Origin of the sequence: Streptomyces sp. NPDC046860, from assembly GCF_040645115.1 — a bacterium.
Taxonomy (GTDB): Bacteria; Actinomycetota; Actinomycetes; order Streptomycetales; family Streptomycetaceae; genus Streptomyces.
Genome location: NZ_JBEYXQ010000025.1, coordinates 46,579 through 63,705, shown reverse-complemented (window position 1 = coordinate 63,705; position 17,127 = coordinate 46,579). Strand labels below are relative to the sequence as shown.

Sequence of the window (17,127 nt, the reverse complement as noted above, 5' to 3'; positions counted from 1 at the left end):
GTCCGAGAGGTTGTCCATGACCACGTTCGCCCCCACCGTCCTGACCCCCGAGCAGCGGTCCGCGCTCGCCGCCGACCCCACCGTCGGCGGCGGCAACCTGCTGCGGGCCGCGCTCGCCACCAGCCCGCACCCGGACCTGCCGTTCCTGCGCTCCAGCCGGCCGATACCGGTCTCCTCGGGTGAGGAGCGCGAGGAGTTCAGCCTCACCGAGTTCGACGCGCTCGCCCGGAGCTGGTCCGCCTGGTACCTCGCGCAGGGCGTCGGCACCCGCGACCGGGTCGCCGTGTGGTTCGAGGACTCCCTCGCCTACTCCCTGCACTTCTACGCCCTCGCCCAGATCGGCGCGGTCGCCCTGCTGATCAACTCCAACGCCCCGCGGGCCATCGCCACCTCGCTGATCGAACAGACCGCCCCGGCCGGCCTCTACGCCGACCAGGCCCGCCTCGACCGCCTCGGGCCCGCCGCCGCGGATCTCGGCCTGCGCTTCGTCACGTCCGTGGAGGAACTGCCCGCCCCGCCGGCCGCGCCGCTGCCGGACTCCGCCTACTGGCACCACCACGACGACGACCCGGTGGCGATCCTGCACTCCTCCGGCACCACCGGCCGGCCCAAGCCGACCATCCACACCCACAAGTCCATCGTCTCCGGGCCCAAGTTCCGCCTGGTCGACCACACCGAGCACCCCGGCGCCCTGATGATGACCGCGCTGCCGCAGTCCCACCTCGGCTGCATCGCGTACACCGTGTACGCGGTCCTCGGCGGCACCCCGATCGTGGCGCTCAGCGACCGCAGCGGGCCCGCGCTCGCCGCCGCCGTCGGCACCTACAAGCCGACCTCGGTGATGTCCTTCGCGCACGCCTACGCCGAACTCGCCAACACCGAGCCCGAGTCCGGCGCGCTGGACTCGGTGCGGGCGTGGGTCTCCATCGGCGACGCCGTGCACCAGGCCCACATCACCAAGGTGCTCTCCATGCGCGGCCCCGGCCTGGAGCCCGCCGCGTTCCTGGACCGGCTCGGCACCACCGAACTCGGCTGGGGCGTCCTGCTGAAGGCCCGCACCCTGGACAGCGAGCGCAACGACCGCTGCGCGGGCAAGCCGGTCGGCGTCGCCGAGGTCAGCGTCCTGCGCAAGGACGGCAGCCACGCCGACGACGGCGAGGTCGGCTTCCTCGCCGCCAAGGGGCCCGCCATCACGCCCGGTTACTGGGGCGACTCCGACCTCACCTACCGTTTCAAGCTGTCCGGCTACTGGCTGCCCGGCGACATGGCCTACCGCGACAGCGAGGGCGACTTCTTCCTCGTGGACCGCGCCGCCGACGCCATCGAGACCGAACAGGGCACCGGCTACTCGGTGTTCATGGAGGAGGTCATCCTCAACGACGTCCCCGACACCGGCGACGTCGCCGTGGTCGCCGGACGCCGGGACGGGCGGACGGTACCGGTCGCCGTCGTCACCGTGCCGCAGACCGTCGCCGACCCCGAGCCGGAGAAGCTGCTCCGGCAGGCCAACGAGGCGCTCCGGGCCGCCGGCCACCCGCTGCTCGGCCTGCTGGAGATCGTCCCGGAAGAGACCGGTCTGCCCGTGGGGGTCACCGGTAAGGTCCTCAAGCGGCAACTGCGCGAGCAGTACGCCGAGCTGACCGCCTACGTCCGTGACCGCGACGGCGCGCTCATCGCCGTCCACGAGGAGCCCACCGCATGACCGCAGACACGCCCGCCACCGCGCCGGCCTCCGGCGCCGGTACGGACACCGCCAAGGTCGACTTCTACTTCGACCCGGCATGCCCCTTCGCCTGGATCACCTCCCGCTGGATTCTCGAGGTCCAGCAGCACCGCCGACTGGACCTGAAGTTCCGGGTGATGAGCCTGTACGTCCTCAACGAGGGACGCGAACTGCCCGACTGGTACCGCGAACTGGTCGACAACTCCCTCGCCCTGATCCGGATCGTCACCGCGGCCGCGCACCACCACGGCGACGACGTGCTGCCGGGCCTGTACGAGGAACTGGGCACCCGCATCCACAACGGCGGCGACAAGGACTACCTCGCGGTCGCCGCCGCCGCCCTCGCCGCACGCGGGCTGCCCGACTCGCTGCTGGCCGCCGCCGACAGCGACGCCTACGACGAGGAACTGCGCAAGAGCCACCACGAGGGCATGGACCCGGTCGGCGAGGACGTGGGCACGCCCACCATCCACATCGACGGCGTCGCCTTCTTCGGGCCGGTGCTCAACTCCATCCCGCGCGGCGAGGAGGCCGCCCGGATCTTCGACGGAGCCCGCGCCCTGGCCAACTACCCGGACTTCTTCGAACTGAAGAGGACCCGCACGGGCAGCCTCCGCTTCGACTGAGCACGCCCGCGCGCGACCGGGCCGCCTCCCGGACGGGGGGAGCGGCCCGGCCGCGCGGCACGCGGAGCATTCACATCGGACCGACATTCGGGGGGAACCGGAGATGGACGACCCGCAGCCGAACAGACAGCGCCCGGCCGCCTTCGTACTGGCGGGATCGTTCCTGGTGGTGTGCCGCTCACCGGCCTACCTGGACGAACTCACCCGGCGCGGCCTGAAGATCCTCCTCATCACCCCCGCCGGAGCCCGCGACGAGGCACTCGCGCAGGCGGGCGACCCCGCCCATCCGGCCGCCGCCATCCACGACTTCGCCTTCGTCGACGGCGACCCGGGCCGCGACAACTCCTTCCTCCCCGGCGCGGTGGCCGCCGCCCTGCGCTGGCGCGAGGAGTACGACATCGTCGGCGCCTGCGCCGTCGGCGAGACCCAGGTCGAACCCGTTGGGCTGCTCGCCGACGCCCTCGGTGTGCCGGGCCCCGGCCTGCGCGCCAGCCGGGCCTGCCGCAGCAAGTACCTCCAGCGCTGGTACCTGCCCGCGTTCAGCCCGCCCGCCCTGGTCGTACCGCCCGGCGAACGCGACCTGGTCGACACGGGCGCCCTGTCCTACCCGGTCGTGTTCAAGCCCGCCGGACGGCACTCCAGTTCCGGCGTCGAGAGCGTCGCCGGAGCCGCGCGGCTACGCGAGCTGCTGCGGACGCACGCCGCGCACGAGACCGTGCTCGTCGAGGAGAAGGTCACCGGGCAGGAGTTCTCCGTCGAGTCCCTCGTCCAGGACGGCCGGATCGTCTTCGCCTCAGTCACCCGCAAGGACACCACCGACAGCCACGCCGCCACCTTCGTGGAGCTGTCCCACACCGTCCCCGGCGACCGCCCCGGCCACGAGGACGCCCTGCTCGCCGCCAACGCCGGCGTCCTGGACACCCTCGGCTTCCGCGACGGCGTAGCCCACGCCGAATGGCGGATCGGGGACGACGGGCGGCCCGTACTCATGGAGGTCGCCGCCCGGCCGCCGGGCGACGGACTGTGCGTGCTGTACGAACTGGCCACCGGCGTCTCGCTGGAGCGGCAGATCATCCGGATCGCCCTCGGCGAACCCGTCGCCTACCCGGCGCCCACGAGGTTCGCCCGGCAGGTCTACCTGGAGCACACCCCGGGCATCCTGCGCGACGTGAGCGTCGAGGGCTTCGGTGTCGCGCCCGCCTGGGTCGGCGAACGCGGACTGTGGCCCCGTACCGCGCCCGGCGCTCCGGACGACCCGCCGGCCCTGCGCGCCGTCCTCGTCCACCAGGACCGCGGTGCCCGCCTGGGCGAACTGCGCAGCTCCGAGGACCGCGCCGTCTCCTTCCTCATCGACGCCCCGACCGTCGCCTCGCTCGACGCCCTGGAGACCGAGGTGCGCGCCGCCGTCACCGTCGACACCGGCCCCGAGGACCTCGCAGGCACACCCGGAGTCACCCACGTCCTCGTCGGCTACAGCCCCGTCATGCTCGGCAAGCTCGACGGCCTCCTCCCGGCCGGCTCCGTGCTCGTGCTGGAGGAACCCGACGTCATCGAGGCCCGCGGCATCGCCGGTCTCGCCGACCGCCACGCCTGCGTGGCCGCGCTGCTGCCCGCGCCCACCCAGGACGAGGCCCACCCCGAACGCGTGGTGCGTGCCGTGCCCCGCCCGCCGCGGGTGCGCGCGGTCGTGCCCGTCGTCGAGTACGGGGTGGTCGCCGCCGCCGCGCTCGCCGAGGAGTGGGGGCTGCCCGGCGCGGGCGTCAAGGCCGCCCACCTGCTGCGCGACAAGGGCCTGCTGCGGGCCGCGCTCACCAGCAGCGGCACACCACAGCCCGACTGGGCACCGGCCACCGGCCCCGGGACGGTGGCCGCGTTCCGCGCCGCCCACGGCGGCGAGGCCGTCCTCAAGCCAGCTGCGCGGCAGGCCAGCCTCGGCGTGCAGCTCCTCGGCCCCGACGACGACGTGACGGCGGCCTGGGCGCACACCACCGGCGCCGACGAACCGACCCTGCGCGCCCGCCGGCCCGAACCGGCCCGCTGCCTGGTCGAACAGCGCCTGCGCGGACCGGAGGTGAGCGTGGAGGCCGTCGTGCACGAAGGCGTCGTCGGCTTCCTCAACATCACCGCCAAGACCGTGCAGGACTCCCGCCACCCCGTCGAGACCGGCCACACCGTGCCCGCCCCGCTGCCCGAGGACACCGCCGCCGAACTGCGCCGGTCCCTCGTCCGGCTCGCCGAGTCCATCGGCTTCCGCTCCGGCGTCCTGCACTCCGAGTGGCTGCTCGCCGAGCCCGACGGACGCCCGCACCTGATCGAGTGCGCGGGCCGGATGCCGGGCGGCGGCATCACCGTCCTGATCGACGAGGCGTACGGCACCGACATCCTCAGCCTCCTGCTCAGGGTGCTGGAGGGACGCGGGCCCGTGGAGGCGCTGCCCGCCCGCAGGGGCGCCGCCGTGCGCTTCCTGACCCCGCCGCCCGGCCGGGTCGCGCGGCTGTCGGGCGCGGAACGGGCGCGGGCCGCCGACGGGGTGCGGCAGGTGCACCTCGCCGTCGAGCCGGGCTCCGTGGTGCGGCCCGTCACCAGCTCGTGGGAGCGTGCCGGGTTCGTCATCGCCACCGCCGAGGAGGGCCCGGCCGCCGCGGGCCGCCTCGCCGCACGGGCGGCCGCCCTGATCGACATCGTCACCCTGCCCGAGCCGGACGGCGAGGAGCGGGGATGAGCCGCCCCTTCTGGCGGGCCTACGTGCCCGCCACCGCGGGCGGGCGTGCCTTCGCGGTGATCTCGCTGGTCAACGCGGTCGGCACCGGCCTGTACCTGGCCGCCTCGGCGGTGTTCTTCGTCCGCTCCATCGGGCTGACCCCGGCCGAGGTCGGCGCCGGGCTCGCCGTCTCGGGCGTCGTCGGCTTCCTCACCACGGTCCCGATCGGCGCGGCCGGGGACCGCTTCGGCGCCCGGCGCACCCTGATCGCCCTCCAGGCGTGGCGGGCGGGCGGGTTCGCGCTGCTCTGCCTCGTGCACGGCCCGGTCGGCTTCACCCTCGTGTCCTGCGCGCTGGCCGCCGCCGAGGCGGCGACCCAGCCGATGACCCAGGCGGTGGCCTCGGCGACGGTCGCGGGCACCGACCGCACCCGCACCATGGCCATCATCCGCACCGTGCGCAACGCCGGTTTCTCCGTCGGCGCGCTCCTCGCCGCACCACTGCTCACCGCCGACAGCGTGTGGCCCTACCGGGCCATCGTGCTCGGCACCGCCGCCGCCTTCGTCCTCTCGGCGCTCATGCTGACCCGGCTCCGGATCGACGGAGCCGACACCGTCCAGCGCAAGGTCGGCCCGCTGCGGGCGGTCCGGAGCTTCCGCGACTGGCGGTACGGCCTGCTCACCGTCCTCAACGGATTCCTCAACCTGCATGTGACGATCCTGTCGGTGGGCCTGCCGCTCTGGGCGCTGCAGGCCACCGAGATGCCGGCCGGCGCGCTGCCCTTCCTGGTACTGGTCAACACCCTGATGTCGATCGTGCTCCAAGTGCCCGTGGCCAGGATCGCGGAGCGCCCGGACGGCGCGGCGCGCTCGCTGCGACTGGGCGGTGCGGCGCTGACCCTGTGCTGCTCCGCCCTCGCGGTGTCCGGCGCTCCCGACTCGGCCTGGGCGGCGGCGGCCGTGCTCGGCCTGGCCTGCGTGCTGCTGACGTTCGGGGAGATGTGGCAGGCGACCGGCGGCTGGGAACTGAGCTACGACTGTGCCCCGGAGGACCACAAGGGCGTCTACCTCTCGGTGTTCAGCCTCGGCGGCACCGGCCAGCGCATCGTGGGCCCGGCACTCGTCACCTCCGTGGTGATCGCCGCGGGACCGGCCGGCTGGGTGGGCCTGGCGGCCGCGTTCGCCCTGGCCGCCCTGCTCGTCACCCCCGTCACCCGCCTGCTCCGCACCCCGCCGCCCGCGGACGCGGCGGCCCCCGTCGAGAGGACCGCGTCATGACCGCGCCGAGGGAACTGCTGCTGGCCGGCGTCGGCACCATGGGCCGCCCCTACCTTCAGGCCGCGGCCCGGCTGGGCGTACGGGCCCGCGCGCTGGAGTCGGCGGCGACCTGGGACAACCGGCCCGCGGACCTCGCCGAACGCTTCTACCGGGTGCCCGGCGACCACGAGGAGTCCTGGGCCGGCGCGGTCGAGGCGGCCGTCGCCGAGCGGAGACCGGACGGCCTGATCGGCTTCGCCGAGTCCCAGGTCGTCGCGGCGGCCCTGGCCCAGCAGCGGCACGGACTGCGCGGGCCGTCGCTGCACGCGGCGGTCGTCTCGCGCAACAAGGCCCTGCAACGCGCCCTGTTCGGCGCGCACGGCGTCCCGCAGCCCGGGTATCTGCACGTGGCCCGGCTCGGAGAGGCCCGCGACTGGATGCTCCGGCACCTGCCCGTGGTGGTCAAACCGCTTAATCTGTCCGGCAGTCAGGGCGTCGAGCTGATCCGCACTCCGGACGAGGCCGAGGAGGCCGTCGCCCGCCGGGACGGCGAGGGCCGGCTGCTCGTGGAGACGGCCGTGGAGGGGCCCGAGTACAGCTGGGAGGCGCTGGTCGGCGGGGGAGAGGTCCTCTTCGAGAACGTCACCGCCAAGGAGACCACGCCACCGCCGTACTTCGTCGAACTGGTCCACCGCTGCGGCCACGACTTCGCCCCCGACGACAGCGCCCGGGTGCGGGCCATGACCTCGGACGTGCTCCGCGTCCTCGGCATGGACACCGGCCTGGTGCACCTGGAGTTCCGGATGAGCGCGGACGGTCCCGTGCTGATGGAGGTCGCGGTCCGCACCCCGGGCGACTACCTCCCGGACGCCATCGGCCTGACCTACGGCTTCGACCTGTACGAGGCCATGGTGCTGCTGTCGGTCGGGCTGCCCCTGCCGGACCTGCCCCGGCGGCCCGTCTCCCGCGCGGCCACGGTCTTCCTGACCGCCGAGCCCGGCACCATCACCCGGATCGACGGAGCGGACGAGGTGCGGGCGCATCCGGCGGTCGTCCGCGTGCGGCCGCGCAAGGGCGTGGGGGACACGGTCCAGCCGCTCACCTCCTCCGGCCGGCGGCTCGGGCACGTGCTCGTCGACGCCGCCTCGCCCACCGAACGCGAGGACGCCGTGAAGTTCGTCCGCGAGACCCTGCGCGTCGCCGTCACCCCCTAGGGACACCTCCGTACGTCGTCGCGGGCGCGCCCCCACAGCGAGCCCGCAGCACCTCCCCGCCCGGCACGGGGCCACCGGAAAGGAACCGCATGCACGTCAGCAGGATCGTCCCCCCACCCGGTCCGCCACGGACGCTGGCCCTGGCGCAACTGACCAACTCCGTGGGCGACGGCGCCTATTACGTGTGTTCAGTGCTGTACTTCAGCCGGGTCATCGGGCTGTCGCCGACCCAGATCGGGGCCGCGCTCACCGCGGGCTGGGCGCTCGGCGCCGTCGTCGGCGTGCCCCTCGGCCACCTCGCCGACCGGCGCGGACCGCGCGGCATCGCCGTCCTCATGTCGCTGGCGACCGGCGCCGCCATCGCCTCCCTGCTCCTCGTGCGGACCTACCCGGCGTTCCTGGCCGCGGTCTGCCTCTACACCTGCTGCCAGTGCGGGCTCGCGGCGGCCCGGCAGGCCCTGCTGGCCGGACTCGTGGAACCCGCCCGGCGCACCGAGACACGGGCGTACCTCCAGTCCACCGTCAACGCGGGCCTCGCCCTCGGCGCGGCGCTCGGCGGCATCGCCCTCCAGCTCGACAGCGAGGCGGCCTACCTGACGGCGCTGGCCATGGACGCGGTCACCTTCGTGGCGGCGGCCTGGGTGCTGGGACGGCTGCCCACGCCTGCCCGGCAGCTCCCCTCGGCGGACCGCCAGGCGGAACGCTCCCTCACCGTCCTGCGGGACCGGCCCTACGCCCTGGTCTCCCTGCTCAACATGATCATGCTGCTGTACATGCCGCTGCTCAGCGTCGTGCTGCCGCTGTGGATCGTGCGGCGGACCCACGCGCCGGGCTGGACGGTGTCCGCGCTGCTCGTGCTCAACACCCTCGCCGTGGTGCTGTTCCAGGTGCGGATGGCCGCCCGCGTCACCGGCCTGCGCTCCGCCGCCCGCGCCGTACGGCACGCGGGGATCGTGCTGCTGCTGGCCTGCGGATGCTTCGCGGTGTCGGCGGCCGGCACCTCGGCCTGGCTGCCGGTGCTCGTGCTGCTGGCCGCCGCCTGTGTGCAGGTCTTCGGGGAGATGCTGCTCGGCTCCGGTTCCTGGGAGATCGGCTTCGCCCTCGCCCCGGCCGACAAACAGGGCCAGTACCAGGGCTTCTACGGCGCCGGGACCGCCGTGGCGCGGCTCATCGGCCCGCTGCTGCTGACCACGCTCATCCTGTCCTGGGGCACCGGCGGCTGGCTGGTCGTGGGCGCGCTGTTTCTCGGGGCGGGCCTCGCCATGGAACCCGCCGTGCGCTGGGCGGGAGCCCGGCGCCCCGCCGGGGCACGGGAGCCGGAGCCCGTACCGGACTGACCCGCGCGCTCACCGGGCCGGGAACGCCGCCGCGACCCTGAGGACCGCGTCGTTCGCCTCGGGCGTGCCGACCGTGACGCGGACCCCCTCGCCGGGGAAGGCCCGTACGGCGATCCCGGCCCCGGCGCACGCCTGGGCGAACGCGGTGGTGCGCTCACCGAGCGGCAGCCAGAGGAAGTTGGCCTCGGACGCGGTCACGGGCACGTCGGGCCCCAACGCGGTCGCCAGGCGGTCGCGTTCCTTCACCACGGCCTCCACCCGCTCCAGCAGCTCGTCCTCGGCCGCCAGGGAGGCCAGCGCGGCGGCCTGGCCGAGCGCGTTCACCCCGAACGGGACGACGGCGTGCCGGATGCGGTCGGCCACCTCCTCGTGCGCCACGGCGTACCCCACGCGCAGCGCGGCCAGGCCGTACGCCTTGGAGAAGGTCCGCAGCACCACCAGGCCCGGCCGGGAGCGGTACAGGTCGATGCCGTCCGGTACCTCGGGGTCGCGCACGAACTCCCGGTACGCCTCGTCCAGCAGCACCAGCACGCCCGGCGGTACGCGGTCCAGGAAGGCTTCCAGCTCGGCGCGGGTGACGGCGGTGCCGGTGGGGTTGTTGGGGCTGCACACGATGACCAGCGCGGTGCGCGGGGTGATCGCGTCGGCCATCGCCGCCAGATCGTGCCGCTCCTCGCGCAGCGGCACCCGCACCGAGGTGCCCCGGCAGATCCCGGTGAGATGCGGATACGCCTCGAACGACGGCCAGGCGTACACCACTTCGTCGCCCTCGCGCAGCAGGGCGTGCAGCAGGTGAAGGGTGACGCCCACCGATCCCGCCCCGGTCACGATGTGCGAACGCGGCACCCCGTGGCGGGCGGCGAGCGCCTCGCCCAGTGCGGTGACCGCGCGGTCGGGGTAGCGGTTGAGGCCGTAGCCCGCCGCCGACAGCGCGGCGCGCACCGAGGGCAGCGGCGGGTAGGGGTTCTCGTTCGCGGCCAGCGCGTGACGGGTCATGGGCGCGTCGCTCCTGGGGTCGCTCGGGGGCTTTCGGGAATACCGGAATCCGGCTCGGCCGGGAAATGATCGCTCAATGCCATGAGATATCCGAGCTGGAGCCGGTGCTGCGCTCCGTAATCCTCTTTCAGGCGCGCCACATGGCTTTGCAGCGAACGCAGGCTCAATCCGAGCCGGCGTGCGATCTCTTTGTCCGAGCGGCCTTCGATCAGCAGTTTCCGGATGCATTCCCGCATGTCCGGGATCACTTCTCCGGCGGCCTCCGCGGCGCGCACCGGGACGAAGGGAAACGGTTCGGCGCGGTCCCACTGCCGGGTGAACACATCGGTGAGGAAACCGACCACCGCGGGCTCCCGGACCAGCACCGCGGTCCGGCGGTCCCGGCTGCCCGGGATGAACGCGGCCGCCCGGTCGATGATGATGAGCCGCTCGAAGAACTCCGGCAGCGTGCGTACCTGGACACCGAACCCGGTCACCGCCTTCACGTAGTGCTTCGTCGGCTCGTCGAACCGCGTGCTGTGCTGGTAGAGCGTCCGCATGGCCACGCCGGCGGCGAGCTGACGGCGCACCGAGTCGAGCGCGTCCCGCAGCACGGCGTGCGGGCGCGAGCCGTCCGGCTGGGCGGTGAGGATCTCCTCGCGGGCCCCCGCCAGTTCATTCTGGATGGCCCGGTTGATGTCCGGAAGGCCGTTCAGGTACCGGAAAGCGGAGTTCGCGCCGCCGTTTCGTCCGGCGTCCGGACGGGGCCCCGCCGCGCCCTGGCGGTCCGGGGGCGCCCAGTCGGCCTGTTCGGCGACCGCGCGGGAGAGGCCGCTCAGTGCCTCGGCGACGTTGCGCATGGTCGTGCGGTAGTCCGGGACGTCCTCGGCGAGGCCGGCGGAGCAGGCGGCTATCGCCTCCTGGAGCGGTCCTGCCGCCTGTTCCCCCAAGGGGGTCCCGGTCATTTCCGTGCCCGTTTTACGCTGAGCTGTTTCCATTTCAATCCTTCGTTTCACGGCACTGCGCCGACCCGAAGCATGTTAGGTCTTTTGTCTTCGTTCGCCGACGGGTGACGGTTGTTCCGCCGGAGGATCGAACCGTGAACCCCGCCGGAGTCCGAAGATTTTTCGAACCCTGATTTCCGATTCATTTACCGAAGAGGGGGAGTCATGTACGGCGGAGTCATGTACGGCGTGAACACCGGTGTGCGGGTGTCCCGGTCCGACGACGTCGGCTGGAACCGGCACAGCCCCGAGCGCACCACCGCCTGAAGCGGCCTACGCCACCACCGCGCCCGGCGGCGCGCCCGACGGGAGGAATCCGAGCGTGAGGGCCGTTGAGACCGTCCTGCGCCGGCACGCCGAGGACGGCGACCGGCCGCTGGTGGAGGTGACGGCCGGGGACGGCACCACGGCCGTCCACTCCTACCGCGCCGTCACCCGCGCCGCCCGCGCCCTGGGGGACCGGCTGGCGGCGCGTGTCGCCGGGGGAGAAACCCCGAGCGTAGGTGTCCTGTGCGGCGACTCCGCCGAAGCCGTCGTCGCCGAACTCGCCCTGCTGGCCCTGCGGATGACCGCCTGCCCCGTACCCCCCGGCGCCTCCGCGCGCACCGCCGCCGCCCTGCTCGCGGACGTGTCCGCCGTGCTCGCCGACAGCCGCGGGCTGGCCCTGCTGGCCTCCTGGGCGGACCACCCCGTGCTCCCCGCCGGCTGCCCGGTCGTCCCGGTCGACCTCGCCCGGCTCACCGCCCGCGCCGGCGGCGCCTACCGCCTCCCCGACGACGACCGGGACTGGATCTGCAAGCTCCTCCCCGCCTCGGGTCCGCCCGGCACCCGGGTGGGCATCCGCGCGCACGCCGTCGCCGCGCGTCTCGACGCGCTGCGGGCCGAGTTGCCCGCCGGAGCCTTCGCCCGCTGCGCCGTCACCCTCCCGCTGGCCGACCTGGCCCACCAGGTGGCCGCCACCGCGCTGACCCTCGCCGACGCGGGCTGCCTGCTGCTGCCCCCGGCCGGCCTTCCCGGCGCCGCCCTGCCCGGCTGGACCGCCGCCGTCCGGCCCACCGCGCTCGCCGTCACCCCGCCCGGCGCGGTGGCGCTGATCGGCGCGGCCCGCACCGCGCGCCGCGAGGGCAGACCCGTCCCGGCCGCCCTGTTCGGCACCCCCGGCGTCCCGGTGCTGTGGTGCGGCACGGAGGTGCCGCACCGGCTGCTCCGCGAGTGCGAGGGCCTCGGACTGCCGGTGTACGCCGGATACGGGCTGGCGGAGACCACCGGCGCCGTCGCCTGGAACACCCCGGCCGCCCGCAGGTCCGGCACGGTGGGCAGACCGCTGTCCCACGTCCGTGCCGAGATCGCGGCGGACGGCGAACTCCTCGTCGGCGGAGCCGGACTGGCCCTGCCGCCGGCCCCGGACGGCGCGGGCGGTGCCGCCGACGGCCCCCTGCGCACCGGAGTGCGCGCCGTCATCGACGCCGACGGGTTCCTCCACCTCGTCCGCCCGGAGCGTGCCCGGCGGCGCCCCGGACAACCGCTCACCCCCGAAATCGGCCGCCTCCTGTACTCCCTGGTCCGCTCCCTGCGCGCCGACCGCGTGGTGGCGTACGACGGCACGGCGGACGGCTCCCTCGACCAACTCGCCGCCGGAGCCCGCGCCAACGGCACCGGACACGTCGTCGGCCATGTGCCCGACGCACACCGCGCCGCCCGCGCCCAGGCCCGGCTGACCGAGGCCGGGCTCGCCCCGTGGGCCGAGGTCCGCCACGCCGGCCTGCACGACCTGGCCCGCGCGAGCGCCCCGGTCGACCTCGCCCTGCTCGACTGCCGACCCGACCTCACCCTGCCCGCGCTCACCGCGCTGGAGGGGCGGATGCGCCCCGGCACCATCGTGCTCGCCCTGGGCTCCGCCCCCGCCGGCCCCTACCTCGACCGGGTGCGCGACGGCGCGGACTACCTGTCGATGCCCCTGCCGGTCGGCGCCGGAGCGGAGGTGTCCATCCGGCTCACCCCGGCCGCCGCCGTCCCCCGCCCCGCTCCCCGTCCGGTCCCCGGACCGGCCACGCCCACTCCACAGTCCAGCGGAGAGTGACCACTTGACCAGCACACCCTCGGAGATCTGTGTCGTCGGGGCGGGCCCCCGCGGCGTGTCCGTCCTGGAACGGCTGCTCGCCCAGGAGCGCAAGTCGCCCTCGCGGGACCGCCTCACCGTGCACATCGTCGACGACTCGCCTCCGGGACCGGGCCGGGTCTGGCGCACGGCGCAGTCCCCGCACCTGCTCATGAACACGGTGGCCTCGCAGGTCACCCTGTTCACCGACACGAGCGTCACCATCGTCGGCCCGGTCGAGGACGGCCCCAGCCTGTACGAGTGGGCCCGCCGCCTCGCCGGCACCGGGGCACCGCCCGGCGGCCCGGACGGGCCCGTCGCCGCCGAGGCCCGCGCGCTCGGCCCGGACTCCTATCCCACCCGCGCCTTCTACGGCCACTACCTGCGCTGGGTCTTCCGGCGCCTGCTCGCCACCGCCCCCGCGCACATCACCGTCCGGGTGCACACCGCGCGTGCCATCGCCCTGGACGACGCCGGTCCCGCGGCGGACGGCCCGCAGAGCGTGCTCCTCTCCGACGGCACCGCACTGACCGGACTCGACGCCGTCGTACTCGCCCTCGGCCACCTCCCCGCCCGCCCCGACCCCGGCACCCGCGGCCTGGCGGACTTCGCCGCCACGCACGGGCTGACCTATCTGCCACCCGCCAACCCGGCCGACCACGACCTGACCGGCATCGCCCCGGGACAGCCCGTCCTGCTGCGCGGCCTCGGCCTCAACTTCTTCGACCACCTCGCCCTGCTCACCCTCGGCCGGGGCGGCTCCTTCACCCGCACCGGCGACCGGCTCGTCTACGTACCCTCCGGGCGGGAACCCCGCATGTACGCGGGGTCCCGGCGCGGGGTGCCGTACCACGCGCGGGGCGAGAACCAGAAGGGCGCCCACGGCCGCCACGAGCCGCGGCTGCTCGACCGGGAACGGGTCGAGGCACTGCGGACGCGCGCCCGGCGCGGCGAACGGCCGGGCTTTGGCACCGACCTGTGGCCCCTGATCTCCCGGGAGGTCCAGGGCGTCTACTACGCGGCCCTGCTGACCGCGCGCGGGCAGGACGCCACCGCGTTCGCCGACGCCTATCCGCACGTGCCCGACAGCCAGGAGGACGCCTTCCTCCACGCGTCCGGCATCGGCGCGGCCGACCGCTGGGACTGGGAGCGCGTCGCCCGCCCGTACGGCGACCGGGAGTTCACCACGGCGGCCGACCACCGCGCCTGGCTGCTGGACCACCTCCGCCAGGACGTGGCCGACGCCCGCGTGGGGAACGTCACCGGCCCCCTGAAGGCCGCCCTCGACGTGCTGCGCGACCTGCGCAACGAGATCCGTCTCGTGGTCGACCACGACGGCATCGACGGCCTCTCCTACCGCGACGAACTGCACGGCTGGTACACCCCGCTCAACGCCTTCCTCTCCATCGGCCCGCCCGCCTCCCGCATCGAGGAGCTCGCCGCCCTCGTCGAGGCCGACATCGTGCAGATCCTGCCGCCCGGCCTGCGCGTCGACACCGCGCCCGGCCTCCCCGCCTTCCTCGCCCGCACCCCCGGCGGAGCGGACACCGCCCCGCCGTTCCGCGCGCTCATCGAGGCCCGGCTGCCCGAACCCGACCTGCAGCGCACCGCCGACCCGCTGCTGCGGCACCTTCTGAGCACCGGCCAGTGCCGCCCGCACCGGATACCCGCCGCCCACGGCGAGGCGTACGAGACCGGCGGGCTCGACGTGACGCAGCGTCCCTACCGGCTCGTCGACGCCGCCGGACGCGCCCACCCCCGGCGCTTCGCCTACGGCGTCCCCACCGAGTCCGTGCACTGGGTCACCGCCGCGGGCATCCGGCCCGGCGTGGGCTCGGTGACGCTGGAGGACTCCGACGCCGTCGCACACGCCGTCCTGTCCCTGCCGCCCTGCCCCGCGACCGAACCGATCCCCGCCACCGGACCCGCCGAGGTGACCGCATGACCGCCGAACCCGTCCTCGATGCCGGCCTGTTGTCCCCGGTACGGGCCGGGGTGCCCGTGGAGGAGGCGACCGGGGACACCGCCTGGCTGCAGGCCATGCTCGACGCCGAGGCCGCGCTCGCCCGCGCCCAGGCGCGGCTCGGAGCGGTGCCCGCCCCGGTCGCCGCCGTCATCACCGAGGCCGCCGACGCGGCCCGGCTGGACGCGCGCGCCCTCGCCCTCGCCGCCCGCGAGACCGCCAACCCGGTGGTCGGCCTGGTGCGCGCCTTCACCGCCGTGGTGGCCGCCGCCGACCCGGCCGCCGCCGAGTACGTCCACCGGGGCTCCACCAGCCAGGACATCCTGGACACCGGCACCATGCTGGTGGCCGCCCGCGCCCTGCGCCTCACCGTCGCCGACCTGCGCGCCACCGCCGGGGAACTGGCCCGCCTGGCCGGGACGCACCGGGACACCGTCATGGCCGGGCGCACCCTCGCCCTGCACGCGGTGCCCACCACCTTCGGACTGAAGGCCGCGGGCTGGCGGTCCCTGGTCCTGGACTGCGCCGACCGGCTCGGCCGAGTCCTGGACCACGGGCTGCCGGTGGCGCTCGGCGGCGCGGCAGGCACCCTCGCCGGATACCTGGAGTACGCGCGCCTCGACGGAGCCACCGGCGCCGGCGATCCGGGCGGCTACCTCGACGCCCTGACCACGGCCTACGCCGAGGAGACCGGCCTCGCCCGCCCGGTGCTGCCCTGGCACGCGCTGCGCACCCCGGTCGCCGACCTCGGCGCCGCGCTCGCCCACACGGCGGCCGCGCTCGGCAAGATCGCGGTCGACGTGCAGGTCATGACCCGCACCGAGGTGGGGGAGGTGGCCGAACCCGGCCCGGCCGGCCGGGGCGCCTCCTCCGCCATGCCGCACAAACGCAACCCGGTCCTCGCCACCCTGATCCGCTCCGCCGCCCTCCAGGTCCCGGTGCTCTCGGCCGGGCTCACCCAGTGCCTCACCACCGAGGACGAACGCTCCGCCGGGGGCTGGCACGCCGAATGGACGCTGCTGCGCGAGGCCCTGCGCCTGACCGGAGGCGCCGCGCACACCGCTCTGGAGCTGAGCCGCGGCCTGACCGTGCACGCCGGCCGGATGCGCGCCAACCTCGGCCTGACCGGGGGCCAGATCGTCTCCGAGCGCCTCGCCGCCGTCCTCGCCCCCCGCCTCGGCAAGGCGAAGGCCCGGCACCTGCTGGCCGCGGCGTCGGCACATGCGGCGGCCGAGGAGGTTCCGCTCGCCGAAGTCCTGTCGCAGCTGCCGGAGTTGGCGGGTGTCCTGGACGGGCCGGAGCGGGCCGCGCTGCTGGACCCCGCCCACTACACGGGGGCGGCGGGCGCGCTGGTGGACCGTGCGCTGAAACGCTGAGGCGGCGACGGGACGTACACGGCCCGCGTTGCCTACGCTGACGGCGGCTCGTGCGTTCCGACCGAACTTCAGGAGACGACCTGTGCCCAGCCGTACCCGGACCGAGGACTTCCGCGCGCTGCACCAGCGGCCCGACCCTGCCGATCCGCTGGTGATCCCCAACATCTGGGACGCGGAGAGCGCCCGCGTCTTCGCCGACGCCGGACACCGGGTGCTGGCCACCTCCAGCGCCGCGGTCGCCGCCGTGCTCGGCCACTCCGACGGCGGAACCGCCCCCGCCGACGAGGTGTTCGCCGCGCTCGGCCGGATCGTCCGCGCGGTCGGCGTCCCCGTGACCGCCGACATCGAGGACGGCTACGGACTGCCGCCCGCGGAGATCGTGGAGCGGCTGCTCGCCGCAGGTGCCGTCGGCTGCAACCTGGAGGACACCGACCACGCCTCCGGCAAGCTCAAGGACGCCCACGCGCACGCCGACTGGCTGGCCGAGGTCACGGCGGCCGCCCGGGGCCGGCTGGTGCTCAACGCCCGTGTGGACAGCTTCCTGTACGGCGCGGACGACGCGGAGGAGGCGATCGTGCGCGGCCGCCTCTACACCGAGGCGGGAGCCGACGTGGTGTACCCCATCCTGGCCCCGGCCGGGCTGCTGCCCGAACTGTCCGGTGCCGTACCGGCGCCGCTCAACGCCCTGTACCTCCCGGGCGGCCCGTCCCCGGCGGAACTGGGCCGGCTCGGCGCCGCCCGCGTCACCTTCGGCGGCGGACTGCACGACCGCGTCAAGGCGTCCCTGACCGAGCTGGCCCGCTCGCTGCCCGCCTGAGACCCGGCATGCCGAAGCGCCCCGCCCGACTGCCGGG

General features: G+C 74.9%; 12 protein-coding genes. 10 read left to right on the top strand and 2 right to left on the bottom strand.

Annotation, left to right across the window (positions count from 1 at the left end):
* Nucleotides 1-16: 16 nt before the first annotated feature.
* The 6 genes from ABZ898_RS26955 to ABZ898_RS26930 all read left to right on the top strand — a co-directional run bounded on the left by ABZ898_RS26955 (nucleotide 17) and on the right by ABZ898_RS26930 (nucleotide 8,857).
* Nucleotides 17-1,702 carry a class I adenylate-forming enzyme family protein gene (locus ABZ898_RS26955; protein WP_361664083.1) on the top strand — a complete coding sequence of 562 codons (1,686 nt, stop codon included), beginning with the start codon at nucleotides 17-19 and terminating at the stop codon, nucleotides 1,700-1,702.
* Nucleotides 1,699-2,349: a DsbA family protein gene (locus ABZ898_RS26950; protein WP_361664080.1), complete on the top strand. Its 651-nt coding sequence runs from the start codon at nucleotides 1,699-1,701 to the stop codon at nucleotides 2,347-2,349. Before ABZ898_RS26955 ends, ABZ898_RS26950 begins: the two co-directional genes overlap by 4 nt.
* A gap of 103 nt (nucleotides 2,350-2,452) precedes the next feature.
* A complete protein-coding gene (locus ABZ898_RS26945; RefSeq protein WP_361664077.1) occupies nucleotides 2,453-5,071 on the top strand; it encodes an ATP-grasp domain-containing protein in 2,619 nt (872 codons plus the stop codon).
* On the top strand, nucleotides 5,068-6,327 hold the full coding sequence (locus ABZ898_RS26940) for an MFS transporter (protein ID WP_361664074.1): 1,260 nt from the start codon (nucleotides 5,068-5,070) through the stop codon (nucleotides 6,325-6,327). Before ABZ898_RS26945 ends, ABZ898_RS26940 begins: the two co-directional genes overlap by 4 nt.
* Nucleotides 6,324-7,520 carry an ATP-grasp domain-containing protein gene (locus ABZ898_RS26935; protein ID WP_361664071.1) on the top strand — a complete coding sequence of 399 codons (1,197 nt, stop codon included), beginning with the start codon at nucleotides 6,324-6,326 and terminating at the stop codon, nucleotides 7,518-7,520. The genes ABZ898_RS26940 and ABZ898_RS26935 overlap by 4 nt, the downstream gene beginning before the upstream one ends.
* Nucleotides 7,521-7,609: 89 nt before the next feature.
* Nucleotides 7,610-8,857: an MFS transporter gene (locus ABZ898_RS26930; protein ID WP_361664068.1), complete on the top strand. Its 1,248-nt coding sequence runs from the start codon at nucleotides 7,610-7,612 to the stop codon at nucleotides 8,855-8,857.
* Between the two features lie 9 nt (nucleotides 8,858-8,866).
* Here ABZ898_RS26930 and ABZ898_RS26925 read toward each other — a convergent pair whose 3' ends face one another.
* Together ABZ898_RS26925 and ABZ898_RS26920 are read right to left on the bottom strand one after the other, a co-directional pair.
* Nucleotides 8,867-9,853 (bottom strand): histidinol-phosphate transaminase, encoded by a 987-nt coding sequence (locus tag ABZ898_RS26925; RefSeq protein WP_361664066.1) that lies wholly within the window; start codon nucleotides 9,851-9,853, stop codon nucleotides 8,867-8,869.
* Nucleotides 9,850-10,830, bottom strand: coding sequence for a hypothetical protein (locus ABZ898_RS26920; protein WP_361664063.1), 981 nt, complete (start codon nucleotides 10,828-10,830; stop codon nucleotides 9,850-9,852). The genes ABZ898_RS26925 and ABZ898_RS26920 overlap by 4 nt, the downstream gene beginning before the upstream one ends.
* A gap of 328 nt (nucleotides 10,831-11,158) precedes the next feature.
* On the opposite strand from ABZ898_RS26920, the gene ABZ898_RS26915 reads away from it, so the two are divergent.
* From ABZ898_RS26915 to ABZ898_RS26900, 4 genes are all read left to right on the top strand, one after another.
* Nucleotides 11,159-12,916 carry an AMP-binding protein gene (locus ABZ898_RS26915; RefSeq protein ID WP_361664059.1) on the top strand — a complete coding sequence of 586 codons (1,758 nt, stop codon included), beginning with the start codon at nucleotides 11,159-11,161 and terminating at the stop codon, nucleotides 12,914-12,916.
* Between the two features lie 4 nt (nucleotides 12,917-12,920).
* Nucleotides 12,921-14,879, top strand: a complete 1,959-nt coding sequence (locus tag ABZ898_RS26910; protein ID WP_361664056.1) for an FAD/NAD(P)-binding protein — start codon at nucleotides 12,921-12,923, stop codon at nucleotides 14,877-14,879.
* On the top strand, nucleotides 14,876-16,273 hold the full coding sequence (locus ABZ898_RS26905) for a lyase family protein (protein ID WP_361664053.1): 1,398 nt from the start codon (nucleotides 14,876-14,878) through the stop codon (nucleotides 16,271-16,273). The genes ABZ898_RS26910 and ABZ898_RS26905 overlap by 4 nt, the downstream gene beginning before the upstream one ends.
* Nucleotides 16,274-16,355: 82 nt before the next feature.
* The gene (locus tag ABZ898_RS26900; protein WP_361664050.1) at nucleotides 16,356-17,090 is read left to right on the top strand and encodes an isocitrate lyase/phosphoenolpyruvate mutase family protein; all 735 of its coding nucleotides are present in this window, start codon (nucleotides 16,356-16,358) and stop codon (nucleotides 17,088-17,090) included.
* Nucleotides 17,091-17,127: the final 37 nt, after the last annotated feature.

Excerpts from the sequence above, each read along its gene's own strand:
- ABZ898_RS26935 (WP_361664071.1), top strand. The coding sequence starts at position 6,324 with ATGACCGCGCCGAGGGAACTGCTGCTGGCCGGCGTCGGCACCATGGGC.
- ABZ898_RS26950 (WP_361664080.1), top strand. The coding sequence starts at position 1,699 with ATGACCGCAGACACGCCCGCCACCGCGCCGGCCTCCGGCGCCGGTACG.
- ABZ898_RS26925 (WP_361664066.1), bottom strand. The coding sequence starts at position 9,853 with ATGACCCGTCACGCGCTGGCCGCGAACGAGAACCCCTACCCGCCGCTG.
- ABZ898_RS26930 (WP_361664068.1), top strand. The coding sequence starts at position 7,610 with ATGCACGTCAGCAGGATCGTCCCCCCACCCGGTCCGCCACGGACGCTG.
- ABZ898_RS26945 (WP_361664077.1), top strand. The coding sequence starts at position 2,453 with ATGGACGACCCGCAGCCGAACAGACAGCGCCCGGCCGCCTTCGTACTG.
- ABZ898_RS26920 (WP_361664063.1), bottom strand. The coding sequence starts at position 10,830 with ATGGAAACAGCTCAGCGTAAAACGGGCACGGAAATGACCGGGACCCCC.
- ABZ898_RS26940 (WP_361664074.1), top strand. The coding sequence starts at position 5,068 with ATGAGCCGCCCCTTCTGGCGGGCCTACGTGCCCGCCACCGCGGGCGGG.
- ABZ898_RS26905 (WP_361664053.1), top strand. The coding sequence starts at position 14,876 with ATGACCGCCGAACCCGTCCTCGATGCCGGCCTGTTGTCCCCGGTACGG.
- ABZ898_RS26955 (WP_361664083.1), top strand. The coding sequence starts at position 17 with ATGACCACGTTCGCCCCCACCGTCCTGACCCCCGAGCAGCGGTCCGCG.